Source organism: Paenibacillus sp. H1-7 (assembly GCF_022354825.1).
GTDB lineage: Bacteria > Bacillota > Bacilli > Paenibacillales > NBRC-103111 > Paenibacillus_S.
In genome coordinates this window covers 7,852,173-7,870,829 of the sequence record NZ_CP031168.1, presented here as the reverse complement: position 1 = coordinate 7,870,829, position 18,657 = coordinate 7,852,173, and the positions used below count along the sequence as shown (strand labels likewise).

Here is an 18,657-nt window from a genome sequence, read left to right as displayed (position 1 = left end):
TGTAGGTAAAAGGAGTGAAAGTACATGTCCATGTCATTTGAGTCATACATGAAAGATATGGTTCAACCTATGCGAGACGATTTGACTCGTATCGGTATATCCGAGCTTCGCACGCCGGAGGAAGTGGAGGCGAGCCTTCCAACAGCTAAAGGTACAACTTTGCTGGTCATCAATTCCGTTTGCGGCTGTGCTGCGGGCCAATGCCGGCCAGGCGTTGCCAGAGCGCTGCAAAACGAAGTGAAGCCGGATAACCTGTTCACCGTATTCGCGGGACAAGACAAAGAAGCTACCGCCAAAGCTCGCGAGTATTTGGCGCCGTATCCTCCATCTTCTCCTTCGATTGCTCTGTTCAAGGACGGCGAGCTGGTTCATTTCATTCAGCGTCACCAGATCGAAGACCGTTCGGCGGAAATGATCGCCGGCGATTTGATCGGCGCGTTCGAGCAATATTGCAAATAAGGTTTATGCTTCAGCATGAAGCATAGCTTTAAGCGGCTGGACTATCCAAGGATAGCCGGCCGCTTTTTTTGTATAACCACGGTAAGGGCAATGAGTCTAAAGCGAAGGAAACTGGTGTAAACTGGAGCATTTTGTCTTGCATTCTGACATTAGTGGACTATACTAGAGGAAATAAAGAGTAGGAGAGGTGTAAAACCATGAACCTGCAGCAGGAAATTATCGCGAAGCTCGGCGTGAAGCCGGAAATCAACGTAGATGAAGAAATCCGCAAGCGTGTCGATTTTCTTAAGGACTATGTGCTCAAATCCGGAGTTAGCGGCCTACTGATTGCAATCAGCGGCGGCATCGACAGCGCCGTTGTCACAGGTCTATGCAAGAAGGCGACCGATGAATTGACGGAGGAGCAAGGTAAAGAATACAAAACACTGGGCGTGTTTCAGCCGTATGGAGAGCAAGTCGACATTTCGGACAGCTATGCCGTGGCGGAAGCGTTTCAGCTTAAATACAGAATAGAGACCAACATCGAGGAAGCGGTGAATGAAATCGCCCTCGAAGCGGAGCACGGCTTGAAGTCGATCGGCGAGCACCGCCATTTGAGCCGCGGCGGCAAAGGCAACGTAAAGGCAAGAACGCGCATGGTTATGCAATACGCTTTGGCGTTCGAGCTTAATTTGCTTGTCGTCGGAACCGATCACGCTTCCGAAGCGATCACAGGCTTTTTCACCAAATATGGCGACGGTGCGGTAGACATCACTCCGCTTAGCTCGTTGAACAAGCGTCAAGTACGTTCGCTTGCCGCTACGCTGGGAGTACCGCAAAGCGTGCTCGATAAAGCTCCGACCGCCGGCTTGTGGGAAGGCCAGACGGACGAGAACGAGCTGGGCATCACTTATGGAGATAACAGCTCTTTTTTGGAAGGCAAGGATATCGATCCTGTAGCCAAGGAAAAGCTGGAGAAGCAGTATATGAAGACCGAGCACAAGCGCGCTCCGATTCCGGGAATTTAAACCCGTCGGATAGGACGTTGTGCAAGTTAAAAGGATCAGACCGGGCGGAGGCCCGGTCTGTTTTGAATCTCTCGCAGCAGAGGAGGCGCCGGACTGCAGCGGTCAGCAGCTTCTTGCTTTCGTTCCGGCGATTCGGTACGATGAGCTGAGAGTTGCATTAAGACCGGGAAGGCGTGTACAAGATGATTATAGGTATTGGAACGGATTTGCTCGAGATTGCCAGAGTGAAAGGGATACTGGAGGGCGCTGCGGGAGAGCGGTTTTTGCAGCGCGTGCTTACGCCGGCGGAGCGGGAGCTCGCCGAGAAGCGGCGGGGCAGGCTGGCCGAATATACAGCAGGCCGTTTCGCCGCCAAAGAGGCGGTGAGCAAGGCGCTCGGTTGCGGGATCGGCAAGCAGCTGTCTCTGCAGGATATCGAGATCATTCCCGACGATTGCGGCAAACCGGTCTGCCGTGTGGCGAAGGAAGCCTTTTCGCGCCTCGGCCTGAATCCGGAGCAAACGGTCATTCACTTGAGCATCACGCATTCCGAGACGTCGGCCATGGCCTATGTCATCGTGGAGAATCGGAACGGCTAATACATACATACGAGCTTATTAGGGAGGAACCGTTGTGGAACAACGTTTTGTAAAGGAATCCAGAGTATACAAGACATCCCGGATTTTTCCTACGGATGTCAACAATCACAACACCTTGTTCGGGGGCAAGCTGATGGCCTATATCGACGACATCGCCTCGATCTCCGCGTCCAAGCATTGCCGCCGCTCCGTCGTTACGGCATCTACCGACTCCGTCGACTTTTTGTCGCCGATCCGCCCGACGGATTCCGTTTGTCTGGAATCGTTCGTAACGTGGACGGGCAAAAGCTCCATGGAGGTGTTCGTGAAAGTCATCACCGAGGATCTCAAGACAGCCGAGCGCACGATCGCGGCTACCTCGTTCCTGACTTTTGTAGCGCTGGACGATAATAAAAAGCCTGTTCGCGTTCCTATGGTAATCCCGGAAACCGAGGAAGAGCGCCGATTGAACGAGACCGGTAACAAAAGAGCGGAAATGCGGCGACGCCGCAGAGAAGAGAGCAAGGAGTTCTCGGACCATTTGACGGTCACCTTCCCTTGGGAATAACGAAAAGAGCGGCCGGCTACTAGGATAGGTCTGATTGATGTGTTGGCCAAAAGCAAACTACAGCGGAAGCGAAAGGTGGGTTTATCCATGCTGCAAAGACCGGAACAACATGAGTACGCCCCTTATTACGGGACTTATATTCAGCTCGTTCCTGAAGGAAATTTGATTCAGCTTCTTGATGATCAACTGGATGCGGCGTTGGCATTGCTCAGCGGTTTGTCCGAGGAGGAGGCCGCCTATCGTTACGCGCCCGGTAAATGGAGCATCAAAGAGGTCATCGGCCATATCACCGATACCGAGCGTATCATGGCATACCGATTGCTGCGGATAGCGCGGGGGGACACGACGGAATTGCCCGGCTTCGATCAGGATATTTATATTAGCGGAGCCTCGTTCGACCAATGCTCCTTGCCGTTTCTTCTTGAAGATTTGACCGTCGTTCGCCGCGCAACGTTAACGCTGGTGAAGGGGCTGTCCGAGGAAGCGTGGAGGAGACAAGGGGTGGCGAGCAGCAGTCCATTTACAGCACGAGCCTTGGCTTGCGTGATTTCCGGCCATGAGCTTCATCATCTCAAAGTGCTACAAGAGCGATACGGATTGAAATAAAGAATGCACATAGTAAAAAAAAGGAATCTCTGGCCCGTAATCCGCAATCGGACGGACGCAGAAGATTCCTTTTCTTTAAGTGCCGCATTAAAACTCGTATTGTACCGTCAAGCTGGTGGTGATAGTCAGCTCGCCCGGGGCAATGCTGGTGGAAGCTCCTGCAGCGTCTGCTTTCATCATCATAGGGCTGTACTCCCTCTGCACCGGAATGGCCGATGTGCCGCCTTGAGCCACATTCATGATGCCTTTCAGCTCTTTGCCTGCCGTTTTGGCAATGGCTTTGGCTTTGGCTTCGGCATTCTTCATAGCGGAATCAATCGCTTGAATTTCATAGTCCTGTCGCTTTTCCGTATCGAACTGAACGCCGTTAATTTGATTCGCGCCGGCTGTGGATGCCGCATCCAGGAAGGAGCCTACTTTTTCAATGTCGCGGTACGTAACTTGCACCATTTGCGTAGCGGTATAGCCGGTAATTTTCGCTTCCTTCTCCGAATAGTTGTAGACGGGCTGCACCTGGAAGCCGGATGTTTTTACATCTGCTTTATCCAGCTTGTACGTATCGTACAGCATGGAGGTCAGGCTCGCGAAGCTTTCCGCATTCTTCGTCTGTGCCTCGTTAGCCGTAGCGGCTTTGGTCATGACGCCGAGATTGATGTAAGCCACATCGGGAGTCACTTTGATTTCCCCTTGACCACTGACGGAAATCGAATTCTTGTACGCCGGCGCGGCCTGCTCCGCATAAACCGGAGTTACCCCTGGCTTGACGGACGTGAAGTAAGTCAGACCCGTTAACAGAGCAACGGCGGCGACACCGATAATCAATTTGTTAGCTACAGTCGATTTCATGAAATTCCCCCTGTTACCAAATTGTTGGTTCATTGTTAGAAACGCAGCCGTTTGAACAAATGTTGCAGGGTTACTCGATAGAATAATATTTTTAACAAAAAAATTTGCATGGCTCAAAACGAGACGGAACCATTGCCCCGTCATACGAAAAAACACCCGTCCTGACGATGAAGTATCGCCATGCGGATGCTTAACCTGCTCTTATGATTAGTTCCGTGAAATAACGGCTATTTCTTCTCTGCCAGCCAGGAAGCCAGCGCATCGACATCCTCCTGCTTCAGCTTGCCGCCAAAGCCGGGCATACCGTTGCCGCCGTTCGTAATTTGCTTGGCGATCTGCTCCTTGGTCATTCTTCCGCCGACCTTCTGAAGGTTCGTCGATGGACCTACTTTGCCTTCCAGGCTATTGCCGTGACAGGACATACAGCTTTGCTTATACACCGATTGGACCTGCTCCGATGCGCCGGCCATCGCCTCGGCCTGTCCGATGGCCGTTTTCCCTCCGCCGAAAGGCTCCGACCCCTGCTTGGGCGCTCCGCATCCAGCGAGTGCTCCAACGATTAACAGGCTGGCAGCAGCCAGCCCGACCCCTTTTGATAGTAAACTCATCCGTGGTTCCCCCTAACCGCAGCATCCTTTTTATGGGTAGCGTACACCTTTCGCCAAGGGAAGTCAAACTTGCCCCAAGCGAGCAAAGGCTGCCGGCGGACGAGTCGCTCTAGTGATCCATAAAAGGAGCGAAACGGTGCTTTTTGGCGTAATCCCGTGGAGAGACACCGGTCACTTTCTTGAAAATGCGGCTGAAGTAAAACTCGTCCGTATACCCGACACTGTTGGCGATCAGCTTCAGCCGGTAGTCGGACAGCACGAGCAGCTCCTTCGCCCGGTCGACCCTAAGATGCGTCAAATAATCGATGGGGCTGTATCCGATATATTTTTTGAACAACCGAGAATAATGGCTTACGCTCAACCCCGCCATTTGCGCCAGACCTTCCAATGTCAACGGCTCCTGATAGTGGCCGATCATATGGTCCTGCGTCAGCTCGATGGCGGCTGTCGTATCGCCGGCTATTTTTTGCGCGCGAAAATCCTGGATCAGCGTGAGGAAAAACTCGAGAAGCAATATTTTCCGCCTCATGGCGGTCATATGGCCTCTGCGCTTCCACAAGATGTCCAGCTGCTCGAACAAATAAATAAGCTGCGGCGTATTGTTTACCGTGTACATGCCTTCCAGCGGAAATGCGGTCTCGGAAGAGCTGCGATAAATCCACTGTTCCTTCTCCTCGTAAGTTTCCGTATAATGAAAACGGAGGAAGTAGTATTCGAGCGGCTGCTCGGGATCGGTTTGCCGTTCTACGACCATGCCGGGGCTAAAGCAAAAAAACTTGCCCGGCTCCGCCGGATAGTGCGTCCCGTTGATCGTAAACGTGCCTTTGCCTTTAATAATAAGCCAGATCGAGTTGTGACGAATCGTTCTGGGCAGCTGGTGCCACTGGGGGCTGCATTTTTGATGGCCTACGAGCAAGATCGAAATGACCAGTTTGTTCAGTCGTGCCGCCAGTTCACCGGGGGTCAACATGCGCCTCACTCCTCCGATGGATTCAAGTGCCATCATTATACCATACCGTTTAGCAACAAAAGGAGACCTCATGGAAACAAACGAAAGAAAACAATATTTTTCCGCGGAATTGTTGTCATGGTACCGCAAGCACCGGCGTGATCTGCCTTGGCGCCGAAGCCGGGACCCTTATCATATATGGATTTCGGAAGTGATGCTGCAGCAAACGCGGGTCGAGACCGTCATTCCGTATTTTCACCGGTTTACGGAGCGGTTTCCTACGATGGAGGCGCTGGCGAATGCGCCCGAGGAAGACGTGCTGAAGCTGTGGGAGGGGCTTGGCTATTATTCGAGAGCCCGCAATCTGCAGGGAGCGGTTCGGGAAGTACAGGAGCGGTATGCGGGCGTCGTGCCCGATACGCTGGAGGAAATATCGACGTTAAAAGGAGTCGGCCCCTATACGGCGGGTGCGGTGCTGAGCATCGCCTACAACAAGCCGGAGCCGGCGGTAGACGGCAATGTGATGCGGGTGCTGTCACGATATTTTCTGATTGAAGATGACATTATGAAGGCCGGTACGAGAGTGAAGATGGAGAAGCTCGCCAAGGAGCTCATTCCAGAGGGAGCGGCCGGGGATTTTAATCAAGGCTTGATGGAGCTTGGCGCGATGGTGTGTACGCCCCGTTCCCCTCATTGCTTAACCTGTCCGGTCATGGAGCATTGCTCCGCCAGGGAAGCGGGAATGGAAGAGCAGCTGCCTGTCAAAAAGAAGGCCAAGCCCCCGCGTCCGGAATACCGGCTCGCCGCTTTAATAGAAGGAGAAGGTCCGAACGCAGGGAAGGTGCTCATCCGGCAGCGCCCTCAGGAAGGACTGCTCGCCAGAATGTGGGAGCTGCCGCATACGGAAGCGCCGTTTGCTTATCCGCAGGAGGGTGCCGTACCCGATACCGTATCGGTATTAACCGAGCATTTGGCTGAGGAAACGATCGGCGTTAGTGTCCGAAGCTGGTTTGCGCACGCCGAGCATACGTTCAGTCACATCCATTGGGACATGCAGGTGATCGCATGCAGGCTGGAGCCGTCGGTTCTGCCTCTCGGAGCGGGCTTGCTGCTGCCGTCGCATTATCAGTGGGTCGATCGGGACTCGATGGGGCAGTATGCGTTTCCTAATGTGTTCTTGAAATTACTTAACCGCTACTTTGCGCAGCAGCCGGTCTCATAAAAAAGACCGCATCTGCACGATGCGGTACGGTTAAATGATACGCTTCTTCAGCTCTTCCATATTCTTAATGAATATCATTTTCTTGTCGATGGATATGACCTGATCCTCCTGAAGCTCCTGAAGCACCTTGGTTACGGATTCCCTTACGGTTCCGGCCATGTTGGCGAGCTGCTGGTGGGTCAGCTTCATATCGATCATGAGCCCTCCATGCTTCGTAACCCCATGCTCCTCCGCCAAGCGCGAAATCACCTTGATCGTACGGGTGCGCACATCCAGGAAGGTCAAGTCGTAAATTTGCTCGTTCGCTTTACGCAGCCGCTCCATAGTTACTTCCAGCAGCTTCAGACTGAGTCTCGGCGATTTGACCATAAATTCAATGAAATCGGACCGGGATAATGTATACATCGTTGTAGGGGCCAACGTTTCTACGGTAGCGGAACGGGTCATACCGTTTTGAATCAAAGACATTTCCCCGAAATAATCCCCTTCACGGAATAGGGATAAAATAACTTCCTTCGTATAATCGATGCGATAGATTTTGACCAGGCCGGATTCAATAATGAAAAATTCGTTGCCTGAGTCTCCCTCATGGAACAGCACGGTGTTCTTCTTGAACTTCCGCTCCACGAAAAGAGGCGCAATCGATTCGAGCTCGCTTATGGATAAGTCCTGAAATAATGGGACTTCCTGCAACAGTCCGATAATACTTTGCATGTCATCATTCATCTCACTTCCGAAAAACTTAATGTACCAAAGCATCTTCACCGATGCGGTAAATCTTGATGTGAGGCTCGAGGGATAAATCGATATCCACCGGGTGCTTCAGATCTTGTCCCAGTTCATTGGTCAGCACGCGGACGACCGGCCTGTGTTTAACAGCGGGGTTATGCCGGGAGACGATGCCGATTTGCCCGGTCCCAAGACGGACAGCCAAGCCAACCGGATAAATCACGACTCGGCCGCAGAACGATTCCACTTTGTTCCGGTCATACAGCGTGCCAGCCCGGGTGAACAAGTTTTCCAAAGCGTGATCGGGACGAAAAGCGGGACGGTAAGGCCTGGGATGCGTCATCGCGTCATAAGCGTCCAGCAAGCCTACCCACTGGGCAAAAGGGTGTATACCGGCTTCCGTCAAGCCTGCGGGATAGCCGCTGCCGTTGATTTTCTCGTGATGCTGCAAAACGCAGTGGGCGGCAATAGGCGGAATACCTGGCGCGTCCTTGACGATTTTGTAGCCGTATTCCGTATGCTTTTGAATTTGTTCATATTCGAGCGGTGTGAGAGGGCCTGTCTTCAGAAGCAGCTTGGGAGAGACTTGCGTGTTGCCGATATCGTGCAGCATGGCTCCTAGGCCTAACCCGTACAGATCCTCAAGAGAGTACCCCTCAATAATACCGACCCTTGTTGCATACGTGCAAACGTTCAAAGCATTTTGGCACAGCTGCTCCACAAGGGAGAAGCTGCTCTTGTTCAGATGCATGAGCATGATCGAATCGTCGCCCGGCGACTGCGTGCGCTGTTCCTGCAAATCGTCCAGAATCAGCTCCATGCACCGGAGTGCGGCATCGGACAAGGAGCGCATATCTCCGCTGTTCCAGTCGCCGGACTGCTGAAGCCGCTGAAAGGCGGGGGTTAATAGAACTCGGACGGCGTCGGAGGTTTCTTCCCTTAATGCATCGGCTACAGCGATGTCCTCTGTACGGTGGTCTTCAATATAGAGCTGATGGTGGCCCATTAGCTTTAGTTTGCGAATATCAGGCAGGGAAAGCTCCGAGTAATAGCTCAACATCGTATGTCCTTCTTCGGACACAATGGGCTTACCGAGTCTCATACCGGGCTGCACCATTGAGATTGGGAGTAATCTCATCGACCTTGATTCCACCTTTTGTATTCAGCTGGTTGTAGTACCTTGGGGGCAAGGCGCAGTAGTACAGCCTCGTGCGGCCCTAAGGAATGGTATTCTTATACATTATTTCACATTCATTTGAAAATTGCTATGAAATATTAACATCGCTAATAAAAAAAGAGAGGAGCCTCATCAAAGGCTCCTCTCCGAAGTTGGTGACATTATTTTGCTGCTGCTTCGTAACGTTTGCCAACTTCAGCCCAGTTAACAACGTTCCAGAAAGCGGAGATGTAGTCAGGGCGTTTGTTTTGATATTTCAAGTAGTAAGCGTGCTCCCAAACGTCCATACCAAGGATTGGCGTGTTGCCTTCCATGATTGGGCTGTCTTGGTTAGGCGTGCTGCTTACAACCAATTTGCCTTGAGGAGTTACGGACAGCCAAGCCCAGCCGCTACCAAAACGGGTAGTACCTGCTTTAGCGAAGTCTTCTTTGAATTTGTCGAAGCCGCCAAGCTCGTTGTTGATGGCATCAGCCAATTTACCTGTTGGAGCGCCGCCGCCGTTAGGTCCGATAACTTCCCAGAACAGGGAGTGGTTAGCGTGGCCGCCGCCGTTGTTGCGAACCGCTGTACGGATAGCTTCCGGTACGCTGTTCAGGTCAGCGATCAGCTCTTCAATGCTTTTCGCTTGAAGCTCTGGGTGACCTTCCAATGCGCCATTCAGGTTCGTTACGTATGTGTTGTGGTGACGATCGTGGTGGATCATCATAGTTGTTTCGTCGATGTGAGGTTCCAAAGCATTGTTGGCATAAGGCAGTGCTGGTAATTGATGTGCCATTCGTAAATACCTCCTAATAGTATGTAGTTTCGTATTCCATGTTTTATTATCCTCTATTTTCGATATAAAATCAACATGTATGTATAAAAAGTGTTGGCTAGTCCCGTTTTTGAATTTCCTGGATAATTTGGCTTAACATAGCGCTGCCTTGAGCATTAAGCCACGGGGACAAATCACTCATTACACGTTGATGATAATGAAGCTCTTCTTCCGTCCAGGCGGAGGTCTTCAAGTCGTTGAGCTCGTGAATCCGGCGGACATTATCGCTTTGCATTCCGCTCCTCCTTTCGCATTGTGGTTATTTTCCCGCATTAGCATTTCTCGCCAACCGGTAATTTATGCGAGGGGGCAGCGGTTAAAGCGCCGTCTATTTTCTGATTACACTTATGGAAGAGGGGCTGAAACATGAAAAGGCTGAACCTGATGGAATATTTGCAAGGACTGGCTCTGCTTGGGATTGTGGTGCTGAATATGATCTGGATTGTGCAGGTGCTGCAGCCGGAAGTCGTCCCTTTCGACCGGTATGTGAGAATTGCGCTCGATTATGTGGTGTATGAGCGTTTTTTCGTCCTATTTTTCTTTATGCTCGCCGTTGGCTATATCGGGTCCGTCTCGCCTGCCAGAGGAAGAGAAGATAGCGTGTGAAGCGGGTTGTCCCCTCGGTCGAAGCTCCGTGCAGGTCAGACCGAAGGTACCGAATACTGACGTGCTTTCTCGAGAGAGGCGATAAGCGTTTCGTGGAAGCTGTATATTTCGCTCGTGTATGTATCTTTATGATATGTGCCCGGAAGGTTCCAATCGTTGAGCATCCTTATGCCGACGGCGTCATACTCCGGTAAAACGACGATGTGACAGCCTGTATAGCCGGTTATGTGGTAATAGCCGTTTTCGAAAGTCCATCCCAGCACAGGCTTGCTTGTTCCGGATGTTGCGGCAATTTCGGGAGCGATATCGAATAGCTCCGGCGGCAGCACCTGCTTGCCACGGACGTTTCCTTTGCGGAGATGCAACTGACCCCAGCAGGCCAAGTCCCGTACAGTAGCGTACAAATTCCGCTCATGCCCTTCATTGGACTCGATCCGGACCGAGGCGTAGCCGTCTCTTGCGGTAAAGTCGCATACCATCGTCTCCTTCGGTGAGGTCGCCCATTCCGTGCCCGTTAGCTCCAACGGCTCGAATACCTTACCGGTGAGCAGTTGTGCGATAGTGAGACCTGTCGCAGCCTGCGTGACTTTGTTGATTAGCTCTTCCCGCTCCAATCGCTGCTCGCCGACGAATTTCGGTCCTCGTTTTGTGGCCAAATGCCGGACGGTCAATTCTCCCAAATCCTCCCGCGGGATGTCTTGAATGATATCGGACAGACGCGTCTCCATATCGGCAATGCCGCCTTCATATATGGCCATCGCCAGCGCAAGGCCGACATAGCTTTTCCGTATCGAATAAATGTTGAACATCGAATCGGCGTCGAGAAGTCTGGCGCCGGCTTTTTTGTGATGGGCTCCTTTATACCATTCGCAAACGATAGTGTCATTGTGTATGACGGCCAGTGCGGCAGCGGACGCATCGGACTGGCTGCGGATTTGATCCAGATAGGAAATCACAGGGGTAAAAGCATCGTTCAAGCAAATCGGAAATGGCATGGAATCTACACTCCCTATACTCATAAAATGGGTTTGCTCATAGAGAATATCGAACATATGATCGGGTGTCAAAGGCGATTTAAGACGTTTTTCCGGAAAGGGAGAAGACGGAGTTGATTTGTAAAATATGGAATTAAATCCGTTTTCAGAAAATGACCATCTTGCTATTTCTCCTGATTTCTCTACTATTCTGAGTTTTTTGGTAAAAGGTAGAATGGGTTCTCATCCAAGGGGCAAATAAGGGATAAAGCGTGTTATACAGCGAAAGATGTCTGCATGCATGGGGGATTGCCGTCACCAACAACGGTTAGCCTTGTAAATTATTGATGAAGTGTAGGATTGAGGTCAGAGGCTCTGCGATCGATTCCAACTGAAGCTGATTAATGTGCAGTTATAAAAAAGCCGTCCCCACTAAACCAAGCATAAGCTTGATTTCGGAAGACGGCTTTGGGGGTTCTGCTGCGCCGCCAGTGCCCAGTAAACCGAGCTAGCAGGCGGCTGTGGCTTTCGGTGCGCCACGGCTACCCGCGTCACGAAGAACTCGACGGCGCCGCGGGCTCCGCAGACTCCGCCCGCTTCGTGCCGGAAGCACCCGGCGGCAGCCGGTAGACGATCGTCGTGCCGTACCCCGGCGCGCTCTCGATCGAGATGCCGTATTCGCTGCCGAAGTGCAGCTGAATACGCTCCTGCACGTTCGCTAGCCCAAGATGATCGGCATAGTCGATCTTCGCCTGCAGTCCGCTGCGGATCAGGCCCAGCCGGTCCGGCGGTATTCCGCTTCCGTTGTCGAACACCTCGATGATCGTACTGCCGGCCGTCTCGTACATCGTGATCGAGATGACGCCTTCGTCCGGGATCATCTCCAGACCGTGATAGATCGCATTTTCAACAATGGGCTGAAGCGTCAGCTTCGGAATGCGGTAGGCGAGCAGGTGCTCCGGAATGTCCAACTGGAGGCTGAACTTGTTGTCGTAGCGGATGCGCTGAATCTCGACATAGCGCTTCACCTGGTTCAGCTCGTCGCGGAGGGCGACGACCTGCTCGCCCTGCGAAATGCTGTAGCGGAACATGTCCGCGAGCATTTTGGACATGCGGGACAACAGCGGCACCTTCTCCAGCACTGCGATAGCGTTCATGGAGTCGAGCGTGTTGTACAGAAAATGCGGATTGATCTGCGAATGGAGCGCTTTAAGCTGCGCTTCCTTGCGGATGATCTCCGACTTGTAGACGTCGTTGACCAGCGACTCGATCTGATCGGTCATCTGATTGAAGCTTTTGGTCAGCTGCCCGACCTCGTCGAAGCTGGTCACATCGAGCCGGATGCCGAAGTTGCCTCCCTGCACCTGCTTCATGTTTTTTTGCAGCGTCCGCAGCGGTCTCGTTATCCGTCCGGCAATAAACGAGGAGATGACGGAGGCGACCAGCATGGCGACCAGACCGACGCCGACGGTCATATTGCGGAACGCGACGGAATTGGCGGTCAGGCTCCGGAGCGGGTCGAGGCTGACGAACCTCCAGCCGGTAGCGGGAGAATAGGCGGAATTCACGAACATCCGCTCGCCGTCGATATCGAGCCATCCGGGCTGGTCGGGGCGAATTTGCTTGCCGTAGCTCCAGACTTGGCCGATCCGCTCCGTGTCCTTGCTGTAAATGATTTGGTCGGAGCCGTTGAGAATCGTAATTTGCGTCAGATTCAGGCTGTTCAGCAGACGCGCGACGTCCATCACGTTAATATCGACGACAATGCCTCCCAGATCGGCGCTGCCGGTGCTGTTGTTAATTTTCCGCACCAGGGAGAACGTATAAGGAGAGGGCGAGGAGCCGGGAAGCACGTCGGGACGAATGAACGGTCCGGCGATGACGACTTCTCCTTTGCGCTCGATCGCCTCCCGGTACCAGCTCTCTTGAGAGAAGGACAGCTCTGGGCGGTACAAAGGCTCCTTGGATATTTGGCTGCCGTCGGCATGAACGATGGTGACGTTTTGAATATACGCCTTAATGTTCATGTAGCCGTACCATTCCTCGAATTCCTGGAAGAGGGCGCTCCTCCAGCGGGTGAAGGCGATCGGATCGGAGGGAGGCCCGGCATTCAGCAGCTGCTGAACCTCTCCAGTATAAATGACCCGCGAGTACAGCTCGAGCTGATCCGAATACGCTTGCAGGTTTTGCGTGACCAGCTTCATTTCGAGCGCCCGGTTGTCTAGCGTCTGTCGTTCCGTAATAGCGAGCATCGAGACGTACAAAATGCTGCCGATCAACAGCAGCGGAATGAGGATGATGGCGATGTAGGAGAGCAGCAGCTTGATCCGGATGCTGCTTCGGACATCATGGACGATCTTTTTGAGCAACGGCGGCATCCTCCTTATATTTCAAAGGGGTAGCCCCGGTATGGCGCTTGAACAGCTTGCGAAAATATTTCAGGTCCTGATAGCCGCACTGCATCGCGATGTCGCTGATTTTTTGCTCCGGATCCGCTTCGATCATCGATTTGGCGTGCTCGATCCGCAAATGGGTGATGTACTCCAGAAAGTTGCGGCCCGTGTACTGCCGAAACAAGGAGCTGAAATAGCCTGGGCTCATATAGCTGCTTTGAGCCAAATCCGACAAGTTGATCGTCTCGCAATAATGCGCGTCGATATAGGCCTTCGCCTTTTCGACCGCGTGCCTAGTCTCCTGTGACGGCACGGCCTCGGGAGCCTGCAGCCGCCGGCGGAAGAAATCGGTCACCGCGGCCTGCTTCCCGTCGAGCCCCATAATGTGAGGCAGCGTCTTGGCGAGACGGCATGCCTCCACGTAATCGGGCTCGCTGATCATTCCCTGCTCGTAGAGCTCACGTGCGCCCCGCAGCAGCACGTACTGGTACGAGCTTTCCTGCACGTCGGGGTGAGCAGAAGAGCCCTCGTTTGCCTGCAGCAGCTCGGCCAGCTTGCGCAGAGCGGCGCTGCGGTTGCCCTGGCGAAGCTGGAACACCCAGTCCTGCTCCCAAGAGGCGGTCAGCGGCGCGGCTATCGGCTCGTACCGCTCGTACGTCACCGGCTTGTCCGCCGGATGCTCCGGCAAGCGCAGGCTCGCCTGCATCGAGTACGTGTCGAACGCCTGGCCGATCGATTCGCGCAGCGCGCCGATCCCCTCGACGACCTTGCCGACACTGGCGAGCCGGAACAAGGAATCGCCGCCCATCAGGCTTTGCAGCGAGGAGGAGAACTCTTCCGCCGTCAATACCGCCCCGGCGGCAACCAGCATGTACACGCCGCGCGTTCGTACGATGCATACGGCATATCGGCTGGATAAGGGATCGATGTGACGGTATACGCTGTTTTTATCGAGATCGCTTTCAAACACGACGACGGCATAGCGGTCACAGGCATCGGAGAACCGGATATCGGAAAATTCCGCCGCCATATGCTCGCTGTCGTTCTCGTAGGCGCCTTCCAGCAGGAAATAAAAAAACTGCTCGCGCCGTTTTTGCAGCTCCTCCGCCTCTTTGCGCTTCGCCTCGGCACACTGGCCGATCAGCCGCTCCAGCAGCTCATTAAGCTCCTGCGCGTCGACCGGTTTAAGCAAATAGTCCGCTACGGTAAGCTGGATGGATTTGCGCACATACACATAATCGTCGTAGCCGCTAATGACGACGAAAGCCACACCCGTGTACAGCTCCTTTGCCCTTTCAATCAGCTCCAGCCCGTTCATTACAGGCATTCTGACGTCCGTTATGACGATATCGGCTTCAGCGTCCCCGATCAGCTCCAGCGCTTCACGGCCGTTCGCACATTCCCCGGCCAGCTTCAGTCCGAGCCGGTCCCAGTCGATCATTCCGATAATGCCTGCACGGGAAAGTCTCTGGTCGTCGACGATAAGTACGTTCATATTGTAGGTCCTCCATACCTTCGTCCGGAAACGGTGTATCCGGCAGCTGCTGCCCCAAACGCCGCGGTCCCGGAAGATGGCTTCGAACGATATTGAGATGTCTTGGTGAAATCCATACGGAGCGGGCTCAAAAGCATCAAGAGAGCGTTTTCGCTATTTTCGATGACGTGAGGCCTAGCATTATTTCATCCGCTTCGGGATTGTAGTTCACCGGAATTTTAGTATAGCATATGTTTCCCGGATGCGAGCCTGCGAAAGACCCTCCCGAGGCACCATCAAAAAATGACCCCCCTGAAGTAAAAAAAATGTCTCCTGTGAATGTAAAACGGTTTCACGTAAAGTAAACGTATCGCAAACGCAACTCACCAATCATACTACGGGAGGTAGACAGATGGCTGCAGCCGCATCACGTTTTTGTCGCAAGCATTGGAAAGGCTACGCTTTCCTGCTTCCTGTGTTCGCCGTTCTGGCCACGTTCAAATACGTTCCATTCTTTGACGCATTGATCATGTCGTTTTACGATTGGAACGGAGCCAACGTCAAGCAGTTTATCGGCTTACGCAACTTTATCGATTTGTTTCAGGACCCGGCCTTCTACGTTTCCTTGAAAAACATGCTGACCTTCACGGTCACCGGCGTGATCATCCAGCTGACGGTGCCGCTGCTCGCGGCCGTGCTCGTCTTTCACGTCAAGCACCAAAAGCTGCAAAACGCGTTCAAGCTTTGGTTCGTCATTCCGCTCGTCATTCCGAGCATCGTCATCTACTTGACTTGGCAGTGGATTTTTGCCGGAGACTACGGGGTGTTGAACGAATTTCTTGAGCTCGTCGGCCTCGAATCGTGGACGCATGCCTGGCTCGGGGAGAGCAAAACCGCTTTATGGTCCGTTATCTTCGTCAATTTCCCTTGGATCGGCGGGATCACCTTCCTGATCTACTTGGCGGGGCTGATGGCGATATCGAACGAGCTGTTCGAGGTGGCCAAGCTGGACGGCATGACGGTATGGCAGCGGTTCATTCACTTGGAATTCCCGCTGGTGCGCAGCCAATTGAAGCTGGTGATGGTACTTACTATCATTCAGCAAATTCAGAGCTTCGAGAACATTCTCGTGCTGACGAACGGCGGACCCGGGCAATCGACCATGACCCCGGCGCTGTATTTGTACCTGCAAGGCTTCTCTTACAGCAAAATGGGCTATGCTTCGGCTATCGGTCTTGTGTTGTTCTTCTTTTTGCTGCTGCTTACATGGGCCAACAACCGCTTTATTAAAAACACGGAGACGATTGACTAAAGGGGGGGGTACGCATGAAAAACAAGCTGGCGGCCGTGCCGCATTTCGGCACACTGGCTGTGCTGCTGGGATTGACGCTGTTTCCGTTTTATATGCTGATCGTCAGCTCCCTTAAATACACAGAGCAAATGATCAACAATTTCTGGGGGATGGCGTACCCGCTGCATCTGGACAACTATGTTACGGCTTTTAAGCAGATCGGCCCTTTTATCGGCAACACCGTGTTCATTTCGGTCTGCATCGTCATCGGTGTTATTGTGATTTCATCGATGGCGGGATATTCGTTCACGAGATTTTCTTATCCGGGCAAAAGCATTCTGTTCATGCTCATTCTGTCGCTTATGATGGTTCCGGGCTTTCTAATTCTTATTCCGCAGTTTCTGCTTGTGCAAAAGCTGGGCATGCTGAATACGTACCAGGGTCAAATTTTCCCGCCCATCGCGTTCGGCGCAGCCATGGCGACCTACTTGATGAAGACGTTTTTCGAAGGGATTCCGAAAAGCCTGCTGGAAGCCGCCGATACGGAAGGCGCTGGCGAAATGCAAATTTTTACCCGCATCGTGCTTCCGTTGTCGCTGCCTGTCATTTCGACGGTTTCTATTATTAATTTTCTCGCAGGCTGGAACAACTATATTTGGCCGCTTGTTGCAACGACGGGCGACGACGTCAAACCGGTCATTCTTGCGCTCAGCACCGTTACGGGCAATATGGATCAAGGGGTCAGCGTCAAGCTGGCGGGCTATATTATTTCATCTTTGCCCTTGCTTGCTTTGTTTCTTGTAGCCACCAAGCCGTTTATTTCCGGAATTACGTCCGGCGCGGTAAAGGGCTAGTTATATAGCTTTATTTTATAAAAGGGGTGTTATCAATGATGGTTAACAGCAAAAAAAGATGGGCTTACACAAGCTTGTCCGCCATGATGGCTTTGTCCGTCGTGCTGGCGGGCTGCAGCTCCGCTAAAGAAGACAAGAAGGAAGCGGGAGGAGCCGGCGGCAAGACGGTCAATCTGACGTTCGCCGTAGAGACGCCGAAGCAGGAGGAGACGAAAGCGGTATGGCAGGAAATCGTCGACGGCTATTCGAAGAAAAGGCCTGATGTCAAAATCAAGCTCGATTACGCGCCTAACGACGGCGATGCGTTCCGCACATGGCTTACCACCGGATTGATCGGAGGGACCGCTCCGGAAATCGTGCCCAGCCGTTACACATGGACCCACGAGGACCTGAATAGGGACCTGCTCGTAGATATGACACCTGAGTACGACAAGCCGAATCCATATACCGATAACAAAGTATGGAAGGATACATTCACTCCGACCATTTTGAACGAGATGAAAAATCCGATTTCCGGCAAGCTGTCCGGCGTTGCTTTGCAAACGCTCTCGATCCGCGTCTTTTACAACCAGGATGTGTTCAAAAAATTCGGCCTGCAGGTTCCGAAAACATGGACGGAATTCATTGACGTTCAGAAGAAGCTGAAAGCGGGCGGCGTGACGCCATTCGCCTTCGCTAACTCGAAGCCGGGCGACAACCATTTGCTGTGGGTCGTCAACATGATGACGAACCAGATAGCGGCGGAGAAGGTTAAAAACTTCGACGTGAACAAGAACCGCCAGCTGGAGCTTAACGAAATCGCTGCGGCCGTAGACCAAGGCGTTATCAACCTGGAGTCTCCGGATTGGAATGCGGTGCTGCCGATTGTGAAGGATTGGTCGCAATATTGGGCCAAAGGCTTTAACGGTACCAATGGCGATACGGCCAAGGAAATGTTCCTGCGCGGCGATGTGGCGATGGTGATGGCCGGCAACTTCGAGCTGAAGACGATCCAGGACTCCAAGGCGAGAAAATTCGAATACGGAACGTTCGCGCTTCCTTATTTGACCAAGCAGGACAATCCGAATGCATCCGAGAAAAACGTCGAGCTCGGCGGCTATCCGGACATGGTGTTCACGATTCCGAAGAAGGTGACGGGAGAGAAGCTGGACGCATCCCTCGACTTCCTGAAATATTTGTCGTCTCCTGAAGTAGCGACCATTATGGGCAACAAAATGTATACCGCCACGACGCTTGCCGACATCCAGCTGCCGGATAACCTGAAAGGGTTCCAGTTCGTAGGCGAACGGATTCTCGTCAACTTTTACGCCGCCCATATTAATAAGAAGCTGAACGAAGATTTGGCTCGCATCGGGCAGCTGTATTTGGAAAATTCGGTAACGCTCGACATGTACACGAAGGAATTGCAAAAAACGCTCAAAAACGGCATCAACGAAGTCATGAAGACGAACAACTGGTCTAAGGATAACGATTACGGCAGTAAAAAATAATGCGCAATTTGATAGAAAACTGCGCAAAGCTT

General features: G+C 52.7%; 20 protein-coding genes. 10 read left to right on the top strand and 10 right to left on the bottom strand.

Going from position 1 to position 18,657, the window contains the following annotated elements:
- Positions 1-24: 24 nt before the first annotated feature.
- The 5 genes from DVH26_RS34720 (at position 25) to DVH26_RS34700 (ending at position 3,197) form a co-directional block, all read left to right on the top strand.
- Positions 25-459, top strand: a complete 435-nt coding sequence (locus DVH26_RS34720; RefSeq protein WP_239630153.1) for a BrxA/BrxB family bacilliredoxin — start codon at positions 25-27, stop codon at positions 457-459.
- 197 nt (positions 460-656) lie between these two features.
- On the top strand, positions 657-1,466 hold the full coding sequence (gene nadE / locus DVH26_RS34715) for an ammonia-dependent NAD(+) synthetase (protein ID WP_239630152.1): 810 nt from the start codon (positions 657-659) through the stop codon (positions 1,464-1,466).
- A 182-nt stretch (positions 1,467-1,648) separates the two neighbouring features.
- Entirely contained in the window at positions 1,649-2,044 is a 396-nt protein-coding gene (gene acpS, locus DVH26_RS34710) for a holo-ACP synthase (RefSeq protein WP_239630151.1), read from the top strand.
- Positions 2,045-2,078: 34 nt separating this feature from the next.
- Positions 2,079-2,591, top strand: coding sequence for an acyl-CoA thioesterase (locus tag DVH26_RS34705; RefSeq protein ID WP_239630150.1), 513 nt, complete (start codon positions 2,079-2,081; stop codon positions 2,589-2,591).
- Between the two features lie 87 nt (positions 2,592-2,678).
- Entirely contained in the window at positions 2,679-3,197 is a 519-nt protein-coding gene (locus DVH26_RS34700) for a DinB family protein (RefSeq protein WP_239630149.1), read from the top strand.
- An 87-nt stretch (positions 3,198-3,284) separates the two neighbouring features.
- Here DVH26_RS34700 and DVH26_RS34695 read toward each other — a convergent pair whose 3' ends face one another.
- From DVH26_RS34695 to DVH26_RS34685, 3 genes are all read right to left on the bottom strand, one after another.
- A complete protein-coding gene (locus DVH26_RS34695) occupies positions 3,285-4,043 on the bottom strand; it encodes an SIMPL domain-containing protein (protein WP_239630148.1) in 759 nt (252 codons plus the stop codon).
- 227 nt (positions 4,044-4,270) lie between these two features.
- Entirely contained in the window at positions 4,271-4,651 is a 381-nt protein-coding gene (locus DVH26_RS34690; protein WP_239630147.1) for a c-type cytochrome, read from the bottom strand.
- A gap of 109 nt (positions 4,652-4,760) precedes the next feature.
- Entirely contained in the window at positions 4,761-5,621 is an 861-nt protein-coding gene (locus DVH26_RS34685) for a helix-turn-helix domain-containing protein (protein ID WP_239630146.1), read from the bottom strand.
- 70 nt (positions 5,622-5,691) lie between these two features.
- Between DVH26_RS34685 and mutY the strand changes: the two genes are divergently transcribed.
- Positions 5,692-6,822, top strand: a complete 1,131-nt coding sequence (gene mutY / locus DVH26_RS34680; RefSeq protein ID WP_239630145.1) for an A/G-specific adenine glycosylase — start codon at positions 5,692-5,694, stop codon at positions 6,820-6,822.
- A gap of 30 nt (positions 6,823-6,852) precedes the next feature.
- Here the strand turns inward: mutY and DVH26_RS34675 are convergent, their stop codons facing one another.
- From DVH26_RS34675 to DVH26_RS34660, 4 genes are all read right to left on the bottom strand, one after another.
- On the bottom strand, positions 6,853-7,536 hold the full coding sequence (locus DVH26_RS34675; RefSeq protein ID WP_239630144.1) for a Crp/Fnr family transcriptional regulator: 684 nt from the start codon (positions 7,534-7,536) through the stop codon (positions 6,853-6,855).
- Positions 7,537-7,564: 28 nt separating this feature from the next.
- Positions 7,565-8,689, bottom strand: a complete 1,125-nt coding sequence (locus DVH26_RS34670; RefSeq protein ID WP_239630143.1) for an HD-GYP domain-containing protein — start codon at positions 8,687-8,689, stop codon at positions 7,565-7,567.
- A 200-nt stretch (positions 8,690-8,889) separates the two neighbouring features.
- The gene (locus DVH26_RS34665; RefSeq protein ID WP_239630142.1) at positions 8,890-9,504 is read right to left on the bottom strand and encodes a superoxide dismutase; all 615 of its coding nucleotides are present in this window, start codon (positions 9,502-9,504) and stop codon (positions 8,890-8,892) included.
- Between the two features lie 97 nt (positions 9,505-9,601).
- Complete coding sequence (locus DVH26_RS34660; protein ID WP_239630141.1) at positions 9,602-9,778, bottom strand: hypothetical protein; 177 nt, start codon at positions 9,776-9,778, stop codon at positions 9,602-9,604.
- 131 nt (positions 9,779-9,909) lie between these two features.
- Here DVH26_RS34660 and DVH26_RS34655 point away from each other — a divergent pair, with 131 nt between their 5' ends.
- The gene (locus DVH26_RS34655; RefSeq protein ID WP_239630140.1) at positions 9,910-10,149 is read left to right on the top strand and encodes a hypothetical protein; all 240 of its coding nucleotides are present in this window, start codon (positions 9,910-9,912) and stop codon (positions 10,147-10,149) included.
- A 35-nt stretch (positions 10,150-10,184) separates the two neighbouring features.
- On the opposite strand, the gene DVH26_RS34650 is transcribed toward DVH26_RS34655, so the two are convergent.
- From DVH26_RS34650 to DVH26_RS34640, 3 genes are all read right to left on the bottom strand, one after another.
- Positions 10,185-11,144, bottom strand: a complete 960-nt coding sequence (locus tag DVH26_RS34650) for a serine hydrolase domain-containing protein (protein WP_239630139.1) — start codon at positions 11,142-11,144, stop codon at positions 10,185-10,187.
- A 530-nt stretch (positions 11,145-11,674) separates the two neighbouring features.
- Positions 11,675-13,492, bottom strand: a complete 1,818-nt coding sequence (locus DVH26_RS34645) for a sensor histidine kinase (RefSeq protein ID WP_239630138.1) — start codon at positions 13,490-13,492, stop codon at positions 11,675-11,677.
- Positions 13,470-15,011, bottom strand: a complete 1,542-nt coding sequence (locus tag DVH26_RS34640; RefSeq protein ID WP_239630137.1) for a response regulator transcription factor — start codon at positions 15,009-15,011, stop codon at positions 13,470-13,472. The genes DVH26_RS34645 and DVH26_RS34640 overlap by 23 nt, the downstream gene beginning before the upstream one ends.
- A gap of 391 nt (positions 15,012-15,402) precedes the next feature.
- On the opposite strand from DVH26_RS34640, the gene DVH26_RS34635 reads away from it, so the two are divergent.
- Genes DVH26_RS34635 through DVH26_RS34625 form a run of 3 tightly spaced genes read left to right on the top strand, consistent with a single transcriptional unit; the run spans position 15,403 to position 18,625 of the window.
- Positions 15,403-16,302, top strand: coding sequence for a carbohydrate ABC transporter permease (locus tag DVH26_RS34635; RefSeq protein ID WP_239630136.1), 900 nt, complete (start codon positions 15,403-15,405; stop codon positions 16,300-16,302).
- Positions 16,303-16,316: 14 nt separating this feature from the next.
- On the top strand, positions 16,317-17,135 hold the full coding sequence (locus tag DVH26_RS34630) for a carbohydrate ABC transporter permease (protein ID WP_239630135.1): 819 nt from the start codon (positions 16,317-16,319) through the stop codon (positions 17,133-17,135).
- Positions 17,136-17,170: 35 nt separating this feature from the next.
- Positions 17,171-18,625, top strand: coding sequence for an ABC transporter substrate-binding protein (locus tag DVH26_RS34625; RefSeq protein WP_239630134.1), 1,455 nt, complete (start codon positions 17,171-17,173; stop codon positions 18,623-18,625).
- The last annotated feature ends 32 nt before the right edge of the window (positions 18,626-18,657 follow it).